Origin of the sequence: Pseudomonas cichorii (genome assembly GCF_018343775.1) — a bacterium.
Lineage (GTDB): Bacteria > Pseudomonadota > Gammaproteobacteria > Pseudomonadales > Pseudomonadaceae > Aquipseudomonas > Aquipseudomonas cichorii.
Genome location: NZ_CP074349.1, coordinates 3,334,026 through 3,355,666, shown reverse-complemented (window position 1 = coordinate 3,355,666; position 21,641 = coordinate 3,334,026). Strand labels below are relative to the sequence as shown.

The following is a 21,641-nucleotide window of genomic DNA, read 5'->3' as shown; positions in this document are numbered from 1 at the left end:
ATGCTGTTCAGATGGTTTCACCGGATCAACCCAAAAGCCTGATATTTGACCTGGAAGTCGTCCCCGGCAAACCCAATCAACCTGACCGTATCTTCATGGTCGGTGCGATGCGTCCCGACATGCAAGAAGAACTCGAGCGTAAAATCGACAAGGACCTGCCCGAAGCCCTCAAGGCACTGGATCGCTTAGGGCAGGGCGCTAGTTTTGTACTCGGCCACAACGTTATCAACCATGACTTGCCGATACTTCAAGAGCAAGCCGCGCATCTTGACTTACACCAGTTGCCGGTGATCGACACCCTGCGCCTATCGCCGTTGGCTTTTCCGCAGAACCCTTATCACCGCTTGGTCAAAGACTACAAACTCATTCGTGACAGCCTCAACTCTCCGCTGTCTGATTGCCGCTCGACCCTGACATTGTTCAATGACCAGCGTCGTGCGTTTGAAAATCTGAATAATAAGCACCAGTCAGAACTCCTCTGCTACCAAGCGTTGCTCGCCCCAACGCCGAACAGCGACCTGGAGACGTTCTTCGCCTCGATCACTGGTCAGGAGCCTAGACATCTCACAGAATTGCGCAGTCTGATTCCTGAACTGCTCAGGGAAACCGACCCGGCGTTGACGCGTACTTCCAAAGTTTGCAGTACTCGACTAAGCCAGTTGCTACAAAGCGACCTGATGGAGGAAAGTCTGCGTTGGCCACTGGCCTATGCGTTGGCCTGGCTGCGCGTTTCGGGCGGCAACTCGGTTCTGGCACCCTGGGTGCGTCACCAATTTCCCGCAACCGGTAAATTGATTACCGAGCTGCGTGATGTACCCTGCGGAGAAAGCCACTGCGGCTACTGCAGCACTACTCATGATCCCCGCCACGAGCTCAGGCGCTACTTCGCTCCAATTCAGGATTTCCGGACTGAACCTGACGGCCGCTCTTTACAGCATGATGTGGTACTGGCGGGTATGCAGGGCAAGCACGTGCTCGCGATTCTCGCGACTGGGGGCGGAAAATCCTTGTGCTACCAGTTACTGGCCCTGAACCGCTTTCACCGCAACGGCAGTCTGACAGTCATCATTTCGCCGTTGCAGTCACTGATGAAGGATCAAGTCGACGGCCTTCTTGCTCGCAACGTCCAGTGTGCTGCGACCCTGAATGGCCTGCTGACCATGCCTGAACGGGCCGAAGTGCTGGAGAAGATCCAGTTAGGGGACGTCGGCATTCTGCTGGTCTCGCCCGAACAGTTTCGCAACATAGCTTTTCGTCGTGCGATCTCCCAACGTCAGGTCGGTGCCTGGATCTTCGACGAAGCGCATTGCTTATCCAAGTGGGGCGCAGATTTCCGGCCGGATTACCTTTATGTCTCGCGTTTCATCAAGCAGTTCACAGGTGATGGTCAACTCGCAGCGATCGGTTGCTTTACGGCAACAGCCAAGCCTGACGTGCTTGAGGATATCGAGCAGCACTTTCAAGAACAGTTGGGCATCACTTTCAAGCGTTTCATCGGTACTCATGAGCGAACCAATCTGCACTTTGAAGTCTTGCCTTGTACCCGTTCAGAAAAGCGTCACCATACCCAGGCGTTACTTGAGGAAGAGCTAGGCGGTAGTGAGGGCGGCGCGGTGATATTCGTGTCTAGCCGCAAAGGTGCCGAAGAACTCGCGGATTTTTTGATCGGCCACGGTTGGGCCTGCAAGCATTTTCACGCTGGGCTTGAGCCACACGACAAGAAGGACATTCAGGACGCCTTCAAGGATGGGGAACTGAAGATTATCGTGGCCACCAACGCTTTTGGCATGGGCGTAGACAAATCTGATATTCGCCTGGTGGTACATGCTGATATTCCGGGCTCGCTGGAGAACTACTTGCAGGAAGCTGGCCGGGCTGGGCGCGATCAAGGACAGGCTCGATGCGTTCTCCTGTATGACGCCCAGGATATCGAGAACCAGTTCGGGATGTGCGAAGGGTCGAAACTGACTCTGCGCGATATTCAGCAGATCCTGCGAAAACTGCGCAAGGAGAGCGACCGACGCAAGGGCAGCCGGCTGGTCATCACTGCTGGTGAAGTATTGATGGACGAACACGTCGATACCAGTTTTGAGGCCGGAGAGCGCGATGCTGAAACCAAGGTGGTCACGGCTGTATCCTGGCTAGAGCGTGGGCAGTTTTTAAAGCGGGAAGAGAATCAGACCCAAATCTTTCCGGCAAGCCTGAAGCTGACGAAGGAGGAAGCCGATAAGCGTCTGACCACCGCTAAACTGCCGGACAGGCGGCTGGAAGAGTTCAAGGCCATTCTGAGTTATTTGTATGAAGCGAGTGTTGATGAGCGCATCAATACCGACGCCTTAATGGCGCTCACCAGTCTCACGTCCGAAGAGGTTACTGCGACACTGCGCCAGATGGAGGACTTGGGGATTTTAGTCAACGATTCTAAGCTCACTTTGTACGTCCGGCATGGCGTTGTATTTCCTTCGACCCAACGTCTGCAGACTACCTTGAAGCTCGAATCTGCCTTGTTCGACCTGTTACAGGAGTTGGCTCCGGAGGCCGAGCATGGGGAGTGGCAGGACCTTAACGTGCCCCTGTTGACCTCGACACTCAAAACATCCACCGGCAACAACGATCTGATACCGCTTCATGTCCTGCGACTGCTGCGTAGTCTGGCTCAAGATCACGATATCGAGAGTCAACAGCGTAGTTGTTTCGAGTTGCGTCAAATCACTCAGGATTTTCTCAAGCTTCGTATCCGTGGAGGGTGCAGCTGGAGAGGTATTCAAGGGTTGGGCGAGCGCCGGCGTGCCTTGGCTGCCGTAGTACTTACGTTTTTGATTGGCAAATTGCCGCCAGGCTCACGGAACAAGGACCTGTTGGTCGACACCACGTTCGGCGAACTTATGAGCCTGATTGATCAGGATCTAGAGTTGCGCTCCAGAATACCCGAGCCGCAGCGACGTAAAGCTATTGAGCACGTACTGCTACACCTGCACAAACAGGACGTGCTTACGTTGAACCACGGCATGACAGTCATGCGTCGCGCTATGACGATTGAAGTCGAGCCGGAAAAACGTAACGAAAAATACCTTAAGGATGACTACCAGCGCCTTGATGAGCATTATCGAGAAAAACGTATTCAGGTTCACGTTATGCGTGAGTATGCCGAGGTTGGACTCGGGTCGATGGGAGAGGCCCGTGGCCTCGTTCAACACTATTTCACGCTAGCCAAACAGGAGTTTATTCGCCGCTACTTTGTAGGTCGCGAGGAAGTACTCAAGCTAGCCACGAGTGAGGAGTCCTGGCGTAGCATCGTCGAGAGGCTCAGTGCTGCCCAACGGATTATCGTATCCGACGACGATGACGTTAATCGTCTGATTCTGGCGGGGCCAGGTTCTGGCAAGACTCGTGTGATCGTGCACCGTATCGCTTATCTATTGCGAGTTCGACGTGTACCTGCGCGCTGCATCGTGGCTTTGACCTTTAACCGTCACGCGGCCAATGAGATCAAGCAGCGCCTGCTCAAGTTGGTTGGTCCCGATGCCTTTGGGGTCAACGTGATGACTTATCACCGGATGGCAATGCGTCTGACGGGGACTCGCTTCGAGCGAGGTGAAACAGTCGAGGAAGGGCGCCTTGCTCAAGTGATGGAAGAAGCTGTTGAGCTGCTTGAGGGCAAGCGTCAGGTAGAAGGCGAGGACGATCTACGCGAGCAACTTATGCGAGGCTACCGTTACATCCTTGTCGACGAATACCAAGATATTGACGACCTTCAGTATCGCCTCGTGAGTGCATTGGCCGGACGCAAGGCCGAAGAAGAAGGGCGTTTGTGCATTCTGGCAGTCGGTGACGATGATCAGAATATTTATGCCTGGCGTGATACGAATAATCGCTACATAGAGCGCTTTCGCGAGGAATACTCAGCTACAAAGAACTATCTGGTCGACAACTACCGCTCCAGCGTCTGCATCATCGATGCGGCCAACAGGGTCATTGGTCGCAACCCCGATCGCCTCAAAAAGGATCACCCGATCCAGATCGATACTGTTCGTCGTGCACTGCCGAAAGGCGGCGACTGGGAAAACCTGGACACCGAACGGGCTGGTCGCGTGCTTCGTCTTAGAATAGAGGCTGAGGGCTACGCTCGAGCGAATCTGCAGGCCCAGGCTGCGATGGCGGAGCTGCAGCGTCTGCTCAGTCTGGATAGCGAGGATTGGCAAGGGTGTGCTGTGCTAGCCCGCACCCACCAGTACCTGTTGCCCCTTCAGGCCTGGTGTGAAGTTCACGGTGTTCCATATTGTCTTGCAGCCGATAAGGAAGGTGTTTTGCCTCTGACCGCTCAACGCGGCTTCGGACAGGCTGTTGAAATACTACGAGCAATTACCGAGCCGCTGAGTGCTTCCTAGGCATGGAAATACATAAACAAGAGGCCGCTTGGGCCAGAATGGTATGACATATTACTCATCGCTTTTGATCAGCTCACCGCCGAGTTTGGGCAATGCACACTAAGTGCCGAGATGTTGGTCGATTGGCTCTACGACTATTTCCGAGAGCTGCGTCAGCAACCCAGAAAGGGCCTCTACCTGGGCACTGTCCACTCTGCCAAAGGCTTGGAGTTCCGCCACGTAGTCGTGCTTGATGGCGGCTGGTCCACGAATCCCGAAAAGCTTAGCGATGAGCGTCGACTCTATTACGTAGGCATGACTCGCGCCGAGCAAACTTTGACCTTGTGCGAGTTTCCTGAAGGCAATCCTTTCAGTAACCAACTTACCGAGGCGGTCATGGGGCGCACCTTTAAAGGCGAATTCCTTGCAGAACTGGAAAAGCGCTACCTACAGCTCTCTTTGAAGGATATTGATCTTGATTATGCAGGGCGTCAGAACCCTACGGCGTCAATACATCAGTTATTGGCAGCGCTTGAGCCTGGCGACATGCTTACGTTCAAGGTCCATGAAGGCAGGTATCTGATCCAGAATGCCAACGGACAGGTTGTAGGTCGCACATCAAAGTCGTTCAGCCTGGATATTGAGGTTGAAGAGTGTGAAGTTGCAGCTGTTTTGGTGCGAAATTCGGATAGATGTGAAGAGCCCTATCGAGCGCTTCATCGCTCGCAAGAGTGGGAGCTAGTTGTTCCGAAAATTGCTGGTCGGGTCGTAAAAGCTAATGCAAGGGCATGAAGATAAGCCTTCTACTTCGTGCGATTTGTCCGTCAGCGCTCCTCAGCGTGAGATTGAGGCTTGAAGCTGGTGTAGATATCGCGTTCACCCTTGCGTTAGTGTCTCGCGCGCCTAGATATTACTTGACGGATTAAGGTTTTCACTGGCTAGGGTAGGCTTCGCATAAGATTTCGCAAGTTTTTCACTGAATAGAGGAGGGAGAGTTATTTTGTAAGGAGATACTTCTAGCTCTTCTACAAAGCAACTATCCCTCCTTTATCTTTATTTTTTCATTGGACAGTTACGGGCATCATGACTGCGCCCACTGCAAATACTGCAACGTCTGGCATCAGGGCACGTTTGAGCGTTATGCCCGGGTTTGCTGCATACAGAGCATCGATTAACGTTAGGACAGTTCCGCAGTGTGTGATTACCAGCTCCGCATTGACTACACGACATATCTATACCTCTTGATCAGTTCCTTGGCGGTTTTTTAAAACGGCGTTGGCTGCCATTTTCTCTTCGAGCCTGCCTGTGTCGCGCAGTTTCTGTAACTGTGCGTCCGGCAAGTCTTGATATGTTTCTTTCAGTCCATTTGCTTCACGTACTTTCTTTACTGCCGAAGTACCTGCGTAAAGAACGGAGTTGAACAGCCCCTTGCCGAAAAGCTTGGCTCCAGCCAAAGCAGTGTCTTTGGCACCTATCGCTCCAGATAACTCTTGATAAGCATCCTTGAGATCGAAATAGGGAGATTTAGATTTTTTTTCCTGTTGTGAATCCTCGTCGCTATCCATTGCTAGCTATCCTGCGAGCTACTAAAAGAAGGCGATTTTAACCATTTTGAGATCATGGTGCCACTACCTTGGATTGCAACACAGATCCAATAATCGGTGGATGTTGAAGGCGACACTGGTCGATCTCAAAGGCTATCCGGATCCCCAAAAAACATCTGAATCCTCGACCTCAACCACCGCTCCCCCGGATCATTATCCTGCGCCCCGCGCCAGGCCATATGCAGTTCAAAAGTCTGGGTTTCGATAGGCAGATCCTCTGATCGAACCCCGCCAGCAGCCGTCAGCACCTGTGCGGCGTAGTCCGGGACGGTGGCAATGATGTCGGTGCCGGTCAGGAGGGTGGCCAGGCCATTGAACTGCGGGACGGCCAGGACGACGTGGCGTTTGCGGCCTACTGCTTCCAGATATTCATCGATGAAACCGCTCAGGTCGCCTGCGAATGACACAAGTGCATGGGGGCGGGCGCAGAAGTCATCCAGGGAGAGGGCGCCGGGAATCGAGTCGGCGCGCAGCAGTTGCGGCTTGCTTCTGCGCAATACCTTGCGTTTGGCGTTGGCGGGCAGGTCCTGGGTGTAGCTGACGCCTACGGAGATTTCGCCGGAGGCCAGCAGTGCCGGCATCAGGATGTAGTTGACGCGCCGTACCACCAGCACGATGCCTGGCGCTTCAGAGCGCAGGCGTTTGAGCAGGGTCGGCAGCAGGGCAAACTCCACGTCGTCGGACAGGCCGATGCGGAAGACGTTGGTGCTGGTGGCCGGATCGAACTCCGATGCCCGGCTGACCGCGGTGGAAATCGAGTCCAGCGCCGGGGACAGAAGGGCGAAGATTTCCGTGGCGCGAGCTGTGGGCTCCATGCTGCGGCCGGTGCGCACGAACAGCGGGTCGTCGAACAGGCCGCGCAGGCGCGAGAGGGCCGCGCTGATTGCCGGTTGCCCGAGAAACAGTTTTTCGGCCGCGCGGGTCACGCTTCTTTCATGCATCAGGGTTTCGAAAACGATGAGCAGGTTGAGGTCAACGCGACGCAGGTCGTTGCGATTCATGCGGAGTTTCTCGGGCCATTTGTCGATTTGGTGCTTTGAGAGGCTGCGATAGTACGAGCAAACGCTGATAACGCGCATCGAAAAATTTCGTGGCGCTGTCTTAAATGTCCACACAGGTTGCAATGTTTCGTCGACATGCCAACAATGGCCGCCCATGAATGCATGGGCCTTCAGGGAGTGTCAGGCGTTGTCGCCCGGCCCATGAGGCACAATCGATGACAGGCATGTCGACTATTAATAGCCACTGATAGTGTTGTCGGCAGAGCCCGGATAGAGTTCACGGCATCAAGGTATACAAGGCGAGGTTCTAAATGTCCCGCACGATCCGTTTTCACCAGTTTGGCCCGGCCGAGGTGCTCAAGGTCGAAGAGCATCCCGACGCGCTGCCTGCACCCGGCGAGGTACAAGTGCGTGTCCAGGCAATCGGTGTCAGTTGGTATGACGTTCTCTGGCGGCAAAATCTTGCTTCCACCCAGGCGCGTCTGCCTGCCGGTCTTGGCTATGAGATGGCGGGTGTTGTAAGCGCTTTGGGTGATGGTGTCAGCGATCTGGCCTTGGGTGACAAGGTCGCCAGCTTTCCGGCCGCCGATGCCAACAGGCATCCTGTGTATGGCGAGTCCATCGTATTGCCGCGTTCGGCATTGACCCGTTACCCCGACGTATTGACCCCTGTCGAAGCCAGCGTGCACTACACGCCGATGCTGGTCGCCTACTTTGCCTATGTAGAGCTGGCTCGCATCAAGGCGGGGCAAACCGTGCTGGTTACCGATGCCAGTCATTGCTCGGGGCCGTGCTTCGTGCAAGTTGGCAAGGCGCTGGGCGCTCGTGTCATTGCAGCGACCAAGACTGACGATGCCCGTGATTATCTGTTGGCTCAAGGCGCTGACAAGGTGGTGGTCACCGAGGAGCAGGACTTGCTGATGGCCATCAACAAGTACACCGACAATCGCGGTGTTGATGCGGTGTTCGATGGCTTGGGCGGTCCGCAGATGTCGATGATGGGCGATGTTCTGGCTCCCCGTGGCAGCCTGGTGTTGTATGGCCTGCAAGGTGGCAACCAGACGCCGTTCCCGGCCTGTGCAGCGTTCCAGAAGAATATCCAGTTCTTCGTGCACTGCCTGGGTAACTTCACCGGCAAGCCCGAATTGGGCATTGTTCCTGATACCGAGGCGCTGCAACGGGCCTTGCGCGATATCAACCAGTTGACGGCTGACCGGGTACTGGTGCCGCTACAGACGCGCAACTTCCCGTTTGAGCAAGTGGTCCAGGCTCACCGCTACATGGATGCTTGCCCGATTGGTGGACGTGCTGTGCTGGAAATCACTCAGGCATAGTTTTGTCACCTGCTTGTTAAGTTCTACTTGAAGCCTTCCTTTTCAGGAGGGCTTTTTTATACGTGGAAACTAGGTGGGCTTGTACTGCAGGGCAGGCATCAGAAAGGTGATATTAGTTGTTTGATATTTTTCGGTTTTACGGATGAACGGTTAGGTGGGGTCGTCATTTTTAAAATAGTCATAATGAGTAGTTGTGTTTAATGTGTCTGACGGATGCTGGCTTGAATGAACAGGGTTTCCTACGGTTGAAAATCCATTTTTTGTCGGCTGCTTCGGGGAGGTTGATGTACAAACCCTTTCCAGAGCCTTCGGCCTGACCGGATTGGCTTGCGCTACGGGTAGCGCGTGACGGGAGCAGGATCATTACAGTTTGAGCGTGGTGTTTATTGTGGGTGTCTGTTTAAACGAAGTGTATTTCTTTTGGTGTCGATCTGTACCTTGTAATTGTTTTAGGGATACCGATAATAGTTTGGTAATTCTTACTCAGGGAATGAGTCATGATCGATTATAAAATCGCGTATAAGCCCGATATTAAATGCCGCCCTTACATCATGTGTTGTCTTGATCGCGGGGTGGGTGAAAAAGTATGAGTTCCATTCACGAACAAGCCATGAATTATGTGTACCAGCAAGTATTGCAGCGCTTGCTGGGCTATTTCACGAGAGCTGAGCGCACGGCCCTGCAATTGCTGATTCAGCGACTGATCGTGGCCGCGGGTGGTATCGAGCGAATCTCCAGCTTCAAGGTGCTGGTCGCGTTCGGTGGCGGCAAGGACAGTGCCTATACACTGGCTTTCCTGAGAGCTGCGCAACTGAGCATCGCAGGCAGATCCCCCGGCACTTTCAATCTGCGGGTGGCCAACATGCGCCATGTAGGGCTGACCCAGGCCGTGATGGATAACATTCATCGCACCTACTCGGCGTTGTTTCTGTATGACGACCCGCGGGTGGAAATGCTTGTGGTCGATAACCAATATACCCAGACATTCGAGCCGGACCTGCCGTTTTCCAGTGCGGGGCGCGAGCAGAATCGCTCGGACATGTTGCTGGCCGGCCATCTGACCGGCGGCGATGGCCGCACCACTTTCTGCAATCGTTGCTATCTGGGGCTTGCGGAGTTTTTGGGGCGGGCTTCTAGCTGGGGCAGCGGCGTGGATGCCGTGGTCAATGGCGACTCCCGAAAGGAGCAGAAACACTACGTCACCTGGGCGATGCGTCTTGCCCAGCGAACGGGGCAGGGCAAGGTCAACTGGGGTGGCCAGAATCTCAATGGCATCCTCAGGTCCATCGACACGATCGGCCAGGCTTATTTCCATGAACTCTATGGAGAGGGCGATGAGGCCGCCAGGTCGCCGCGGGCTGTGGTTTCCCCCAATCAGGCGATTGTGCCGGCCTTCATCAGCATCTGTGATCTGGTCAGTTGCAAGGTCGAGGAGCACTGGAACCTGCTGACCGAGTTCCTGGGCTTTCGCTTTGATGACCTGGCGTTCGCGTTCAGCGAATCTGACTGCGCCAATCCATTGTTGATGGCCCACATCCGGGGTCTCAAGGCGCAATACCTGCATGGCCGCCGCTATGCCGACGGTATTGCCGAGTACCTGGCACTGGCCCGGATGCTGATGCGCAGGAAGCAGATGCCGGCACGGCTGATCAAGCTGGCCATGGATGCCTATGACGGGCCTGAGCGTATCGAGTCGCGACGTGAACTGGCCGCCAGCTACGCCCTGGATGGATTTGGCCTGAATGAGTCGCAACTGGTCTGCATGACTTTCTCGCCATTTGTGGATCGTGGGCGGGAGCTGGAAGCATTTCTGCGTTCTTGTCATCCGGGCATGCTGGTGGCTTTGCCGGACCTGCACAAGGTGCTCTCGGGGCTCACGGCACCGGAGCAGGTGGTGCAATGGCTGGTGGATATCAGCGGCCTGAGTCTCAAGGGTTTGCAGAGCCTGTACTGCAAATCGCGGGTCAACTTTGACAATGAACACTCGATCATCGCCAAGGTTCGCGCTGCTGACCCGGACAAGTGCCGGGTCGTGACGGTCGATCCTGAAACCGGCGGCGTCATGGCTGAAGTGCTCTCCGGACGCTGAGCCTTCTTGTCTGGATATGGCTGTTGCCTTGGACTCGGTATCAGCCATGTCGCCATCGCCTGGAAAATCTTTTGGCCCTGCGCCGGATTGTCTCCCCATGAAAAACAAAACGGATTTCGCCTATCAGGCGGTCTACCGCTATCTCGTTCGTCTGATTGACGAAGTGCAAACCGATTCAACGACCAGGATGCCCTCCTTGCGGCAGTTGTCCCGGCGCCTGCGAGTATCGATCTCGACGGTGCAAAGCGCCTATTCGCTGCTGGAGAAAGAAGGGCGGGTGTGCTCCATGCCCAAGTCCGGCTATTACGCCTTGCCAGGCGGGGTCGGCGATGAGTCTCCTGAGCCGGTATTCGAGAATGACAACCTGCTGGAAACGTTTTACCGGCATGTCCGTCGCCCGGGTGGATGGGTATTGGGCAACGACGAGCCCACCTTGCTGCAATCCATGGAAAGCCCGCTGCTGGCCATGGAGCGCGAATTGCTCAGGTATTACCCACGCCCGCTGAATGCCGTATTTCAGCCGTTTGGCGATATTGAACTGCGCACGGCCCTGGCGGCTCGTCATACCCGTGATGCCCAGCACTGCTGGCATCCGGAAAATGTCTATATCGGGCCGGACATGCCCGGCATGCTGACAGCGGTTATCGATGTTCTGAACCTGCGCGGTGGAACCGTACTGGTGGCGTCGCCTTGTACCTGGACGTTGCTACGTCTGCTGCAATCCTTCGACATCCGGGTCATCGAGATACCGCTGGACGAAACCGGCGGCATCAATCTGGCAGCGCTGGACCAGGTGTTGCTGACGGAAAACATTGGCCTGGCGTTTTTACCCTCGCTGTTGAACCCGGTGCAGTGCAGCCTGTTGCCGCTTGCCAACCTCCAGGCCGTCGCCCAATTGCTCAATCGTTATCGGGTCTGGGTGCTGGAAAACGACAGTCACGGCGAGCTGGTCTTTACGCCTGAACCCACCCGCTTGCGTGACCTGATCGATCCCCAGCGCCTGCTGATTCTGGGCAGCTTCGACAAGACCCTTGGGCCGGAAGCGCCTTATGGTTATCTGCTGTGCAAGCACTTCGAGGTCCAGTGGCAGCAGTATTTCCTGTTGCGGGCCTTCGAGTTGCCGCCTATTCGTCAGAAGGCAATCGCCAGGCTCTGTAGCAGCGGGCGGCTGGATGCCCATCTGGTTGAGTTGCGGGGTTTGCTGGTGGAGCGCATGAAGATGATGGTGCAGTTGCTGGATCGACATCTGGGGCAATTGCTGCGCTATGACCTGCCAGAAGGCGGCTGCGGAATATGGGTGCAAAGTGTGCATCCCGTGGACATGCGTCAGGTATTCGAGAGCCTCTTGCAGCAGCGCATAATCATCACCCCCGGCGAGCTGTTCAGTCTCCAGGGCTTGCATCGGCAACACCTGCGCATCGGCTACGCCATCGACTGGACTCAGAATATTCCCCGTCTTCTGACTGCACTGGTCGAAGCCTTGAAGCAGGCGCGGCAGCATTGATGAGATGGACGCACTTCACAAACAAAATTCATGTTGATGGAGCCGCTGATCCATTTGTATTTGCCAGAGCCGGGTAAAGACTGTTATCTGTATACCCATCCAGTATTGGCAATCAACAGTTCCTCTGTGCAGTGACCCTGACGATTCCTTCCAGCCCTGACCTGAAACCGCCACCGACCAGCGCAGAACCTTCGCGCTATGTCGTGGCGGCGCGTGCGTTGTGTGAGTTTACGGCCAAGGCTGGCAGCCTGGACCTGCGCTTCACGCCTTCGCCCACGGCTCAGGAAGGCATTGCTGGCCATCGCACTGTGGCGGCGCGGCGTGGCGCGAGTTATCAGGCCGAGCTGTCGCTGAGTGGCGACTATCGGGAATTGACGGTCCGGGGCAGGGCCGATGGCTACGATGCGGCGCTCAATCAACTGGAGGAAGTGAAGACCTACCGCGGCGAACTCGATGCCATGCCGGCCAATCATCGCCAATTGCACTGGGCCCAGGCGAAGATCTACGGCTGGCTGCTTTGTCAGCATCTGAACCTGAGCGACGTTACCCTGGCGCTGGTGTACTTCAATATCGTCAGCGAGCAGGAAACCGTGATCCGCGAGCCTTTCAGCCGCGAAGCGTTGCGGGCGTTCTTCGAGCAGCAATGCGAGATATTCCTGTACTGGGCGCAGCAGGAACTGGCGCATACCTCATTGCGCAACCAGAACCTGAAAGCGCTGGCATTTCCTTATCCCGGCTTTCGCACCGGGCAACGGATGCTGGCCGAGTCGGTTTACAAGGCTGTCAGCACCGGTTCCTGTCTGATGGCCCAGGCGCCGACCGGGATTGGCAAGACTGTGGGCACGCTGTTTCCCATGCTCAAGGCTGCACCGACTCGAAAGCTCGACAAGGTGTTTTTCCTGACGGCCAAGACACCGGGCCGCAAACTGGCACTGGATGCCCTGCAAGTGATCGGGCGCAGTTCGCCTGAGCTTGCGCTGCGTGTGCTGGAGCTGGTTGCACGGGACAAGGCTTGCGAGCATCCGGACAAGGCCTGCAATGGCGACTCCTGTCCGATGGCCAACGGTTTCTATGACCGCCTGCCTGCTGCACGCAGCTCCGCCTTGAAGGCGCCGTGGCTGGATCAGGCTGGCGTGCGGGAAGTCGCCTTGCAGCATCAGGTCTGTCCGTATTACCTCAGCCAGGAGCTGGCGCGCTGGGCGGATGTGGTGGTCGCGGACTACAACTACTATTTTGATCTGAGTGCCTTGTTGTTCGGCCTTGCCCAGTTCAATCAGTGGCGCGTGGCGGTGCTGGTGGACGAAGCCCATAACATGGTCGAGCGTGCCCGCAGCATGTACAGCGCCAGTCTCGACCAGCAGAGCCTCAATGCGCTTCGGCAGACGGCTCCGCAGCCCCTGCAGAAAACCCTGCAACGGCTCAATCGCCAATGGAATGCGCTGCACAAGGAACAGGCGGGCGCTTATCAGGCTTACGCCGATCTGCCGGGCAAATTCCTCAGCAGCCTGAACCTTTGTGTAGCGGCAATAGGCGACTACTTCAACGAGCATCCCCATGCCGTCGATGGCGCGCTGCAAAGCTTCTATTTCGATGCCATCGGTTTTGTGCGGATTGCCGAGCTGTTCGACGAGCATTTCATCTTCGATATCGCCGTGCGCGATTGGGGCGCAAAACGCCGTTTTTCCCGGCTGACATTGCGCAATGTGGTGCCGGCCCGTTTCATTGCGCCGCGCCTGAGTGCAGCGCTGGGTACTGTGTTGTTTTCTGCCACGCTGAGGCCGCAACGCTACTACGCTGACTTGTTGGGGCTGCCAGAGAAAACAGTCTGCATCGATGTGGAGTCGCCGTTTCATCACGATCAACTGAATGTGCGGATCGTCAGCCATATATCGACCCGCTTCACTCATCGTCAGGCATCACTGGCCCCCATCGTTTCCTTGATGGGGGAGCAGTTTCAGGTGCAACCGGGCAATTATCTGGCGTTCTTCAGCAGCTTCGATTATTTGCAACAAGTGGTTGAGCTGATGCGCCAGACCTGGCCGAAGATCGAGTTATGGCAACAGGAGCGCGGGATGAGTGAAGGCGAGCGACAGGCCTTTCTCGACCGCTTCACCCTGAGCAGCAGAGGCATTGGTTTTGCGGTACTGGGCGGTGCATTTGGCGAGGGTATCGACTTGCCCGGAGCACGGCTGATCGGCGCGTTCATCGCGACCCTTGGCTTGCCGCAACTGAACCCGGTCAACGAACAATTCAAGCAACGAATGGCTGCCTTGTTCGGCTCTGGCTACGATTACACCTATCTTTATCCCGGCGTGCAGAAAGTTGTGCAGGCTGCCGGACGAGTGATCCGCAGCCAGAACGATCGCGGTGTGGTCATGCTGATCGATGACCGTTTTGCCGAGCGTCAGGTGCAACAACTGCTCCCGACCTGGTGGCAGCTCGCTAACTCAGAGACTTAGGGATCGATAGCCAAGCATTCCGGTCAAACTGCCAGTAAACTGCCGCACCATAGCCGTTTTCGCCAAAACCGAATTTCCTGTCCCCATTTACGTGGAGGTTGTATGAGTCTCAGTCCTTTCGCCGGCAAGCTGGCACCTGCGCAGTTACTGGTCGATATCCCGAGACTGGTAACGGCCTATTACGCCGGACAGCCGGACGCTTCGATCACAACCCAGCGCGTGGCTTTTGGTACTTCCGGCCACCGTGGCAGCTCGTTTGAGCTGAGCTTCAACGAGTGGCACGTTCTGGCCATCAGCCAGGCGATCTGCCTGTACCGTCAGGCCAATGGCATCGATGGTCCGCTGTTCCTGGGCGCCGATACCCACGCACTCTCGACGCCTGCCAGCGCAACGGCCCTGGAAGTGCTGGCTGCCAACGGCGTGCAGGTGATGATTTCCGAAGGTGATGAATACACGCCGACTCCGGCGGTATCCCACGCGATCATCTGCTACAACCGTGGCCGTACATCCGGTCTGGCAGACGGGATCGTGATCACGCCGTCCCACAACCCGCCGCAAAGTGGCGGTTTCAAGTACAACCCTCCCAATGGTGGCCCGGCTGACAGCCACATCACCAAATGGATCGAGAACAAGGCCAACGAACTGCTGGCCGAGAAGCTCCAGGGTGTGTTGCGCATCAGCCATGAAAAAGCCCTGCGTGCCGATACCACCCATCGTCATGACTACGTGAACACCTACGTGGCCGACCTGAAAAGCGTCATCGACCTGAACGCCATCCGCGATGCCGGTCTGCGTCTGGGCGTCGATCCGCTGGGCGGGGCAGGGGTTCGCTACTGGTCGGCCATTGGTGAACATTACGGCCTGAACCTGGACGTGGTGAACCAGTTCGTCGATCCGACCTTCCGCTTCATGAGCGTGGACTGGGATGGCCAGATCCGCATGGACCCATCGTCCAGCCATGCGATGCAGAGCCTGATCGGCCTCAAGGACCGCTATCAGGTTGCCTTTGCCTGTGACCCGGATCATGACCGCCACGGCATCGTGACCCCGACCGGCGGACTGATGACGCCCAACAGCTATCTGGCAGTGTCCATCGATTACCTGTTCCAGAACCGTCCGGACTGGCGCGCCGATGCGGCCGTCGGCAAGACCGTGGTCAGCAGCGGCATCATCGATCGCGTTGCGGCGCGTCTGGGACGTCGTCTGTATGAAGTCCCGGTGGGCTTCAAGTTCTTTGCCGAAGGCCTGTTCGAGGGTTCGCTGGGCTTTGGTGGCGAAGAGAGCGCCGGTGCTTCGTTCCTGCGTCGCGACGGTACGGTCTGGACCACCGACAAGGATGGCCTGATCCCGGCCTTGCTGGCTGCTGAAATCACCGCCCGCACAGGGCGCGATCCAAGCGAACGCTACAAGACTATGACCGATGAGCTGGGCGAGCCGTTCTCGACTCGCGTCGATGCCAAGGCCAACCCGCAGCAGAAGGCGCTGCTGGGCAAGCTGTCGCCTGAGCAGGTCACGTCCACGGAACTGGCGGGTGAAAAGATCCAGGGCATTCTCAGCCATGCGCCGGGCAACGATCAGGCTATCGGCGGTCTGAAAGTGATGACCGAGAACGGCTGGTTCGCCGCACGTCCATCCGGGACCGAGGACATCTACAAGATCTATGCAGAAAGTTTCCTGGGTGAGGATCACCTCCAGCGTCTGGTGGCTGAAGCTCAGGTGCTGGTCGATGGAGCCATTGCGCCGAAGTGATAACGCAGGTTTCGGGCTACGCTTGCCGTTGGGCGTGAGTAGCCTGGAGCCAGATCAGTCGCGGTAGAACACCTGAACCAGGTGGTAGCCGAACTTGCTCTTGATGGGGCCGTGCACGGTGCGCAGCGGTTTCTTGAAGATGACCTGGTCGATGGCGCCGACCATCTGGCCGGGCCGCACTTCACCCAGGTCGCCGCCACGCTTGCCGGACGGGCAGGTGGAATGCTTCTTCGCTAGCACGTCGAAGGCCTCACCCTTGGCAATACGCAGCTTGAGCTGTTCGGCTTCTTCGGCGGTCTTCACCAGAATATGGCGGGCTTGGGCTTTCATGTCGCAATATCACCTGTCAGAAAAGGCTGCCATTATGCCTGCCCTGACCTGAATGAATAAATCTGCTCGTCGAAAGCCATCGAGTGTGATGGGCAGACAAACGTTTTCATATTTTATTGTGCGGTGTTGATTATGGATTTTCCGGCGTTGTTGAAGATTCTGGCCAGCCAGGACGGATCGGACCTTTATCTTTCCACCGGAGCGCCGCCTTGCGCCAAGTTCAATGGCGTGCTCAAGCCGCTGGGCACTGAAACCCTCAAGCCCGGTGAGGTGGCGATCGTCGCCCAAGGCCTGATGGATGAGGAACAGAAGCTCGAATTCCAGCGTGAGTTGGAGATGAACTTGGCGGTGTCGCTGGCCGGTATCGGGCGTTTCCGGATCAATATCTTCATGCAACGCAACGAAGTCTCCATCGTTGCGCGCAATATCAAACTGGATATCCCGCGTTTCGAGGACCTGCACCTGCCGCCGATCCTGCTCGATGTGATCATGGAAAAACACGGGCTGGTGCTGTTCGTAGGCGCGACTGGCTCGGGTAAATCTACTTCCCTGGCGGCCCTGATCGATTACCGTAACCGCAATGCCAGTGGCCATATCATCACCATCGAAGACCCGGTGGAGTTCATCCATCGCCACAAGAAGTCCATCGTCAACCAGCGTGAAGTGGGGGTCGATACCCGCAGTTTCCGTGCCGCCCTGAAAAACACCTTGCGTCAGGCACCGGATGTCATCCTGATCGGCGAGATTCGTGACCGGGAAACCATGGAGCATGCGCTGGCCTTTGCCGATACCGGTCACCTGGCCATCTCGACCCTGCATGCCAACAACGCCAACCAGGCCCTGGACCGAATCATCAATTTCTTCCCGGAAGAGCGCCGCGAACAACTGCTGCACGACCTGGGCAATAACCTCAAGGCCTTCGTTTCCCAGCGACTGGTCAAGACCCCGGATGGAAAACGACGGGCTGCTGTTGAGGTGATGATGGGCACGCCAACCATTCGTGATCTGATCCAGCGCAACCAACTGACTGAACTCAAGGGCATCATGGAGAAGTCCGGCAGCCTGGGCATGCAGACCTTCGATACCGCGCTGTTCAACCTGGCGGCAGAAGGGGTCATCAGCGAAGAGGAAGCCCTGAAGAATGCCGACTCGCAAAACAACGTGCGCCTGCGCCTCAAGTTGCATGGCGAGGGCGTCTCGCACCTGACAACGGCACCCTCGGCGCCTGTGGGGACGAATACAGCGCAGATGCCCGATTGGGGCCTCGTGGATGAAAATGAAGGCCCCCAATCCTGAGTATACAAACCCTGTAGGAACCAATTCATTCGCGAATGAATTGGCTCCTACGCCGTCTTATTGTGCCAGCCAGCCGCCATCCACATTCCAGGCGGCCCCGCGCACCTGAACTGCCGCTTCGCTGCACAGAAACAACACCAGCTCGCCCAATTGCTCGGGCGTGACAAAATCCAGCGAAGGCTGTTTTTCGGCCAGCAGGTCACGCCGTGCCTGATCCGGGTCGCCTTTGCGATTGTCGATCTGTTGCTGCACCAGCGGCGTCAGGACCCAGCCGGGGCAGATGGCGTTACAGGTGACATTACTGCGGGCTGTCTCCAGACCCACCACTTTGGTCAGGCCGATCACGCCATGTTTGGCTGCGACATAGGCCGACTTGCCGGTCGAGCCCACCAACCCGTGAACCGAGGCGATATTGATGATGCGTCCCCAGTCCTTGCTGCGCATACCGGGCAGGCACAGGCGCGTGGTGTGGAACACTGATGACAGGTTGATGGCGATGATCGAGTCCCAGCGCTCGACGGCAAAGTCCTCCACAGCGTCCACGTGCTGAATGCCAGCGTTATTGACCAGAATGTCGACACCGCCGAATTCGCGTTCGGCATAGGCGATCATGTCGGCAATCTGGGCCGGGTCGCTGACATCCGCCGGGTGATGGCCAACACGGCCGCCAAACTGTTTAACCTGTGCGATCACCGCCGAAGCTTCTCCGAAACCATTGAGCACCAGGTTTGCACCGGCTTTTGCCAGCACCAGTGCAATGCCCAGACCGATGCCGCTGGTGGAGCCGGTGACCAGTGCGGTTTTTCCTTGCAGATTCATAATCGATTCCTTAAACGATGCCAGTGGCGTAGAACGCTGCGATCACGACGAAAACCGCCAGTGTCTTGATAATAGTGATGCCGAAAATGTCCAGATAAGCTTCACGGTGGGTCAGCCCGGTCACGGCCAGCAGCGTGATGACCGCGCCGTTGTGGGGCAGGGTGTCCATGCCGCCGCTGGCCATGGCGGCCACCCGGTGCAGGACTTCCAGTGGAATATTCGCGGCATTGGCGGCTGCGATGAAACTGTCCGACATGGCTGCCAGAGCGATGCTCATGCCACCCGAAGCCGAGCCTGTTATCCCGGCCAGCAAGGTCACAGTGATGGCTTCATTGACCAGCGGATCCGGGATGCTTTTCAGGGCGTTGGCCAGTACCAGAAACCCTGGCAATGAAGCGATGACAGCACCAAAGCCGTATTCGGATGCAGTATTCATGGCCGCCAGCAATGCGCCATTGACTGCGCTTTTACTGCCCTCGGCCAGTCTGGAACGAATGGCGCTGAAGCCGAATATCAGCACCATCACAATGCCAGTCAGCAGTGCGGCTTCAACCGCCCAGATCGCTGTCAGCCTGGCGACTTCGGTCTGAATCGGCGCCGCCATGCCCGGCAGCGCCAGGGTGTGAGTCTTGCCATACCACTGGGGAATCCACCAGGTGAACAGCAGGTTCATGACTCCCACCAGTATCAGCGGCGACAGTGCGATCCACGGGTTGGGCAGCTTCAGGTCGGCTGCCGTCTCCGGCTCGTTGCGCAGGTCATGACCATAACCCTCGCCGGTACGTGCAGCCTTGTTGCGCTGACGCTGCAGATACAGCATGCCAGCGCTGAATACGAATACGGTGCCGATCAGGCCCAGCCACGGCGCGGCCCAGGCGGTGGTGTTGAAAAAGGTGGTGGGGATAATGTTCTGGATTTGCGGCGTGCCGGGCAGGGCGTCCATGGTGAACGAGAAGGCGCCCAGGGCGATGGTCGCCGGGATCAGTCTTTTGGGGATATCGCTCTGGCGAAACATTTCGGCGGCAAACGGATAGACCGCAAATACCACGACGAACAGCGACACGCCGCCGTAAGTGAGCAGGGCGCAGACCAGCACAATCACCAGCATGGCCTGGCGGGTGCCGAGCACGCCGATGGCGGCTGCCACGATGGAACGGGAGAATCCGGACAGCTCGATCAACTTGCCAAACACCGCACCCAGCAGGAACACAGGAAAGTACAGCTTGATGAAGCCGACCATCTTGTCCATGAACAGCCCGGTAAAAGCAGGTGCCACCGCCGAAGGATCGGTCAGCAATACCGCACCCAGCGCGGCAATGGGGGCAAAGAGGATGACGCTATAGCCACGGTAGGCTGCGAGCATCAGCAGCGCGAGCGCCGCCAAAGCGATGATTACGCTCATGGGTATCTCCTGTTGTTATTGTTTTATGGGTGCGGTCAGGCCGCCGCAGGGCTATAGCGGGATTCGTGCCAGATATTCAACTTATTGAAATTAAAGGAAATTATTTAAATACATGCAGCCGGTAATCTCACAACAGAGACTACCGCCGCCCCGTAGGAGCGAATTCATTCGCGAAAACCGATCTTTCGCGAATGAATTCGCTCCTATGGGGGGATTGTCTCTTAAAGGAGACTTGGTTCTCTTTATTGAGACTCGGCAATCCCCAGCATTGCCATCTTCTTGTAGAGGGTTGAGCGGCCAAGGCCCAGTTGCTGGGCTGCTTGCACTACATTTCCTGCGCACTGCAGCAAAGCGCTTTCAATCAACTGCCGATCACAGCGTTTGCGGGCCTGGCTGAAGGTTTCGTGGACATGAGTCTGACTATCGCGGTGGTTGCTGGCGCTGACCGGCAGCAGGGTGCCGATGGCGCTGTGGATGTCCTGGACCGTGAGTTGCAGGTCGTCGCTGAGCAAGGCCGCACGCTCCAGCACATTGCGCAATTCCCGGATATTGCCGGGCCAGGCATGCTGGGCCAGCAGCTTCAGCGCGTTGCCTTCCAGTTCGTGCTGGCTGTGCAGTTCTTCGAGGATGGTTTCACTCAGGACCGGCAAATCCTCCAGGCGCTCGCGCAAGGGCGGAACCTGAATCGGCAGGACGCTCAGGCGATAGTAAAGGTCGGCGCGAAATTCCCCCCGCTTGATGGCTGCTTCCAGATCGATGGAAGTGGCGGCTATCACGCGCACATCGCTCTGGAACACTTCGTTGGAACCTACGGGTTCGTATTCCTTTTCCTGCAACACCCGCAGCAATTTGCTTTGCAGCGCCAGCGGCATGTCGCCTATCTCATCGAGAAACAGCGTGCCGCCCTGGGCGATTTTCAATTTGCCCGAACGCCCTTTGCGCACGGCACCGGTAAACGCGCCGGGGGCTGTGCCGAAGAATTCGGCTTCCAGAAGGGCTTCCGGGATCGCGGCGCTGTTGATGCTGACGAAAGGCTTGTCGGCGCGGGGCGAGGCGTTATGGATGGCATGGGCAAGCAGTTCCTTGCCGGTGCCGGTTTCACCCAGCAGCAAGACCGGGGAATCGGTGCTGGCACTGCGTCGGGCACGGCGTTTGACTTCCAGGGTTGCCTCACTGATGCCGATGAAGTGCGCAAAGCTGTATTTTGCCTGCCGGGCCTTGAGCAGCGAGCGCGTGCTGGCCAGTTCCTGTTGCATGCTCAGGTAACGCTTGAGCAGGGGGGACAGGGTCTGCAACTGGTCGAACAGGGCAAAACCGATGGCACCAATCACCGAGCCGGCGTTGTCATGGATCGGCAGGCGCATGACCACCAGCGGGTCTTTGGCGGTATCCATCATGTCCAGCAGGATCGGTTGCCCATTGTTGGCCACCTGGCGCAGCAGGCTGCCGGGAATCACGCTTTCGCAAGGTTGCCCGATGGCCAGGCTTGCATCCTGCAGGCCAAAGCGACGGGCGTAGCGTTCATTGATCCAGACGATGCGCGCCTCTTTGTCGACGATCACCGTGCCTTCACTGGACTGTTCGATGATCTCGAACAGGGAGCGGGTCGCAAGGCGCTGGATGTTTTGGTAGTCGCTGAGAGTGTTCTCTTTCATTGGGGTGTTCCGTCATTTGACCCCGGCGTCTG

The 21,641-nt window shown here is 57.0% G+C and carries 12 protein-coding genes and 1 pseudogene; 7 read left to right on the top strand and 6 right to left on the bottom strand.

Annotated features, from left to right (window positions below; all coding sequences use genetic code 11):
- Positions 1-11 precede the first annotated feature (11 nt).
- Positions 12-5,159 (top strand): annotated as a pseudogene (locus KGD89_RS13990) (RecQ family ATP-dependent DNA helicase).
- Positions 5,160-5,599: 440 nt separating this feature from the next.
- Here KGD89_RS13990 and KGD89_RS13985 read toward each other — a convergent pair.
- Together KGD89_RS13985 and KGD89_RS13980 are read right to left on the bottom strand one after the other, a co-directional pair.
- The gene (locus KGD89_RS13985; protein WP_025260397.1) at positions 5,600-5,932 is read right to left on the bottom strand and encodes a hypothetical protein; all 333 of its coding nucleotides are present in this window, start codon (positions 5,930-5,932) and stop codon (positions 5,600-5,602) included.
- A 125-nt stretch (positions 5,933-6,057) separates the two neighbouring features.
- Positions 6,058-6,972, bottom strand: a complete 915-nt coding sequence (locus KGD89_RS13980) for a LysR substrate-binding domain-containing protein (RefSeq protein WP_025260396.1) — start codon at positions 6,970-6,972, stop codon at positions 6,058-6,060.
- Positions 6,973-7,283: 311 nt separating this feature from the next.
- Between KGD89_RS13980 and KGD89_RS13975 the strand changes: the two genes are divergently transcribed.
- From KGD89_RS13975 to pgm, 5 genes are all read left to right on the top strand, one after another.
- Positions 7,284-8,306 (top strand): zinc-dependent alcohol dehydrogenase family protein, encoded by a 1,023-nt coding sequence (locus tag KGD89_RS13975; RefSeq protein WP_025260395.1) that lies wholly within the window; start codon positions 7,284-7,286, stop codon positions 8,304-8,306.
- A gap of 586 nt (positions 8,307-8,892) precedes the next feature.
- Positions 8,893-10,395 carry a hypothetical protein gene (locus tag KGD89_RS13970; RefSeq protein ID WP_025260394.1) on the top strand — a complete coding sequence of 501 codons (1,503 nt, stop codon included), beginning with the start codon at positions 8,893-8,895 and terminating at the stop codon, positions 10,393-10,395.
- Between the two features lie 97 nt (positions 10,396-10,492).
- Positions 10,493-11,899 carry an aminotransferase-like domain-containing protein gene (locus KGD89_RS13965; RefSeq protein ID WP_025260393.1) on the top strand — a complete coding sequence of 469 codons (1,407 nt, stop codon included), beginning with the start codon at positions 10,493-10,495 and terminating at the stop codon, positions 11,897-11,899.
- A 131-nt stretch (positions 11,900-12,030) separates the two neighbouring features.
- A complete protein-coding gene (locus KGD89_RS13960; protein WP_025260392.1) occupies positions 12,031-14,358 on the top strand; it encodes an ATP-dependent DNA helicase in 2,328 nt (775 codons plus the stop codon).
- Between the two features lie 102 nt (positions 14,359-14,460).
- Entirely contained in the window at positions 14,461-16,107 is a 1,647-nt protein-coding gene (gene pgm, locus KGD89_RS13955; RefSeq protein ID WP_025260391.1) for a phosphoglucomutase (alpha-D-glucose-1,6-bisphosphate-dependent), read from the top strand.
- Positions 16,108-16,161: 54 nt separating this feature from the next.
- On the opposite strand, the gene KGD89_RS13950 is transcribed toward pgm, so the two are convergent.
- The gene (locus tag KGD89_RS13950; protein WP_025260390.1) at positions 16,162-16,437 is read right to left on the bottom strand and encodes a peptidylprolyl isomerase; all 276 of its coding nucleotides are present in this window, start codon (positions 16,435-16,437) and stop codon (positions 16,162-16,164) included.
- A 132-nt stretch (positions 16,438-16,569) separates the two neighbouring features.
- Between KGD89_RS13950 and KGD89_RS13945 the strand changes: the two genes are divergently transcribed.
- Entirely contained in the window at positions 16,570-17,733 is a 1,164-nt protein-coding gene (locus KGD89_RS13945; RefSeq protein WP_025260389.1) for a PilT/PilU family type 4a pilus ATPase, read from the top strand.
- 57 nt (positions 17,734-17,790) lie between these two features.
- Here KGD89_RS13945 and KGD89_RS13940 read toward each other — a convergent pair whose 3' ends face one another.
- The 3 genes from KGD89_RS13940 to KGD89_RS13930 all read right to left on the bottom strand — a co-directional run bounded on the left by KGD89_RS13940 (position 17,791) and on the right by KGD89_RS13930 (position 21,609).
- Complete coding sequence (locus KGD89_RS13940; protein WP_038399888.1) at positions 17,791-18,552, bottom strand: 3-hydroxybutyrate dehydrogenase; 762 nt, start codon at positions 18,550-18,552, stop codon at positions 17,791-17,793.
- Between the two features lie 10 nt (positions 18,553-18,562).
- Positions 18,563-19,954 carry a GntP family permease gene (locus KGD89_RS13935; protein WP_025260387.1) on the bottom strand — a complete coding sequence of 464 codons (1,392 nt, stop codon included), beginning with the start codon at positions 19,952-19,954 and terminating at the stop codon, positions 18,563-18,565.
- A 242-nt stretch (positions 19,955-20,196) separates the two neighbouring features.
- On the bottom strand, positions 20,197-21,609 hold the full coding sequence (locus KGD89_RS13930) for a sigma-54 interaction domain-containing protein (protein WP_025260386.1): 1,413 nt from the start codon (positions 21,607-21,609) through the stop codon (positions 20,197-20,199).
- Positions 21,610-21,641 lie beyond the last annotated feature (32 nt).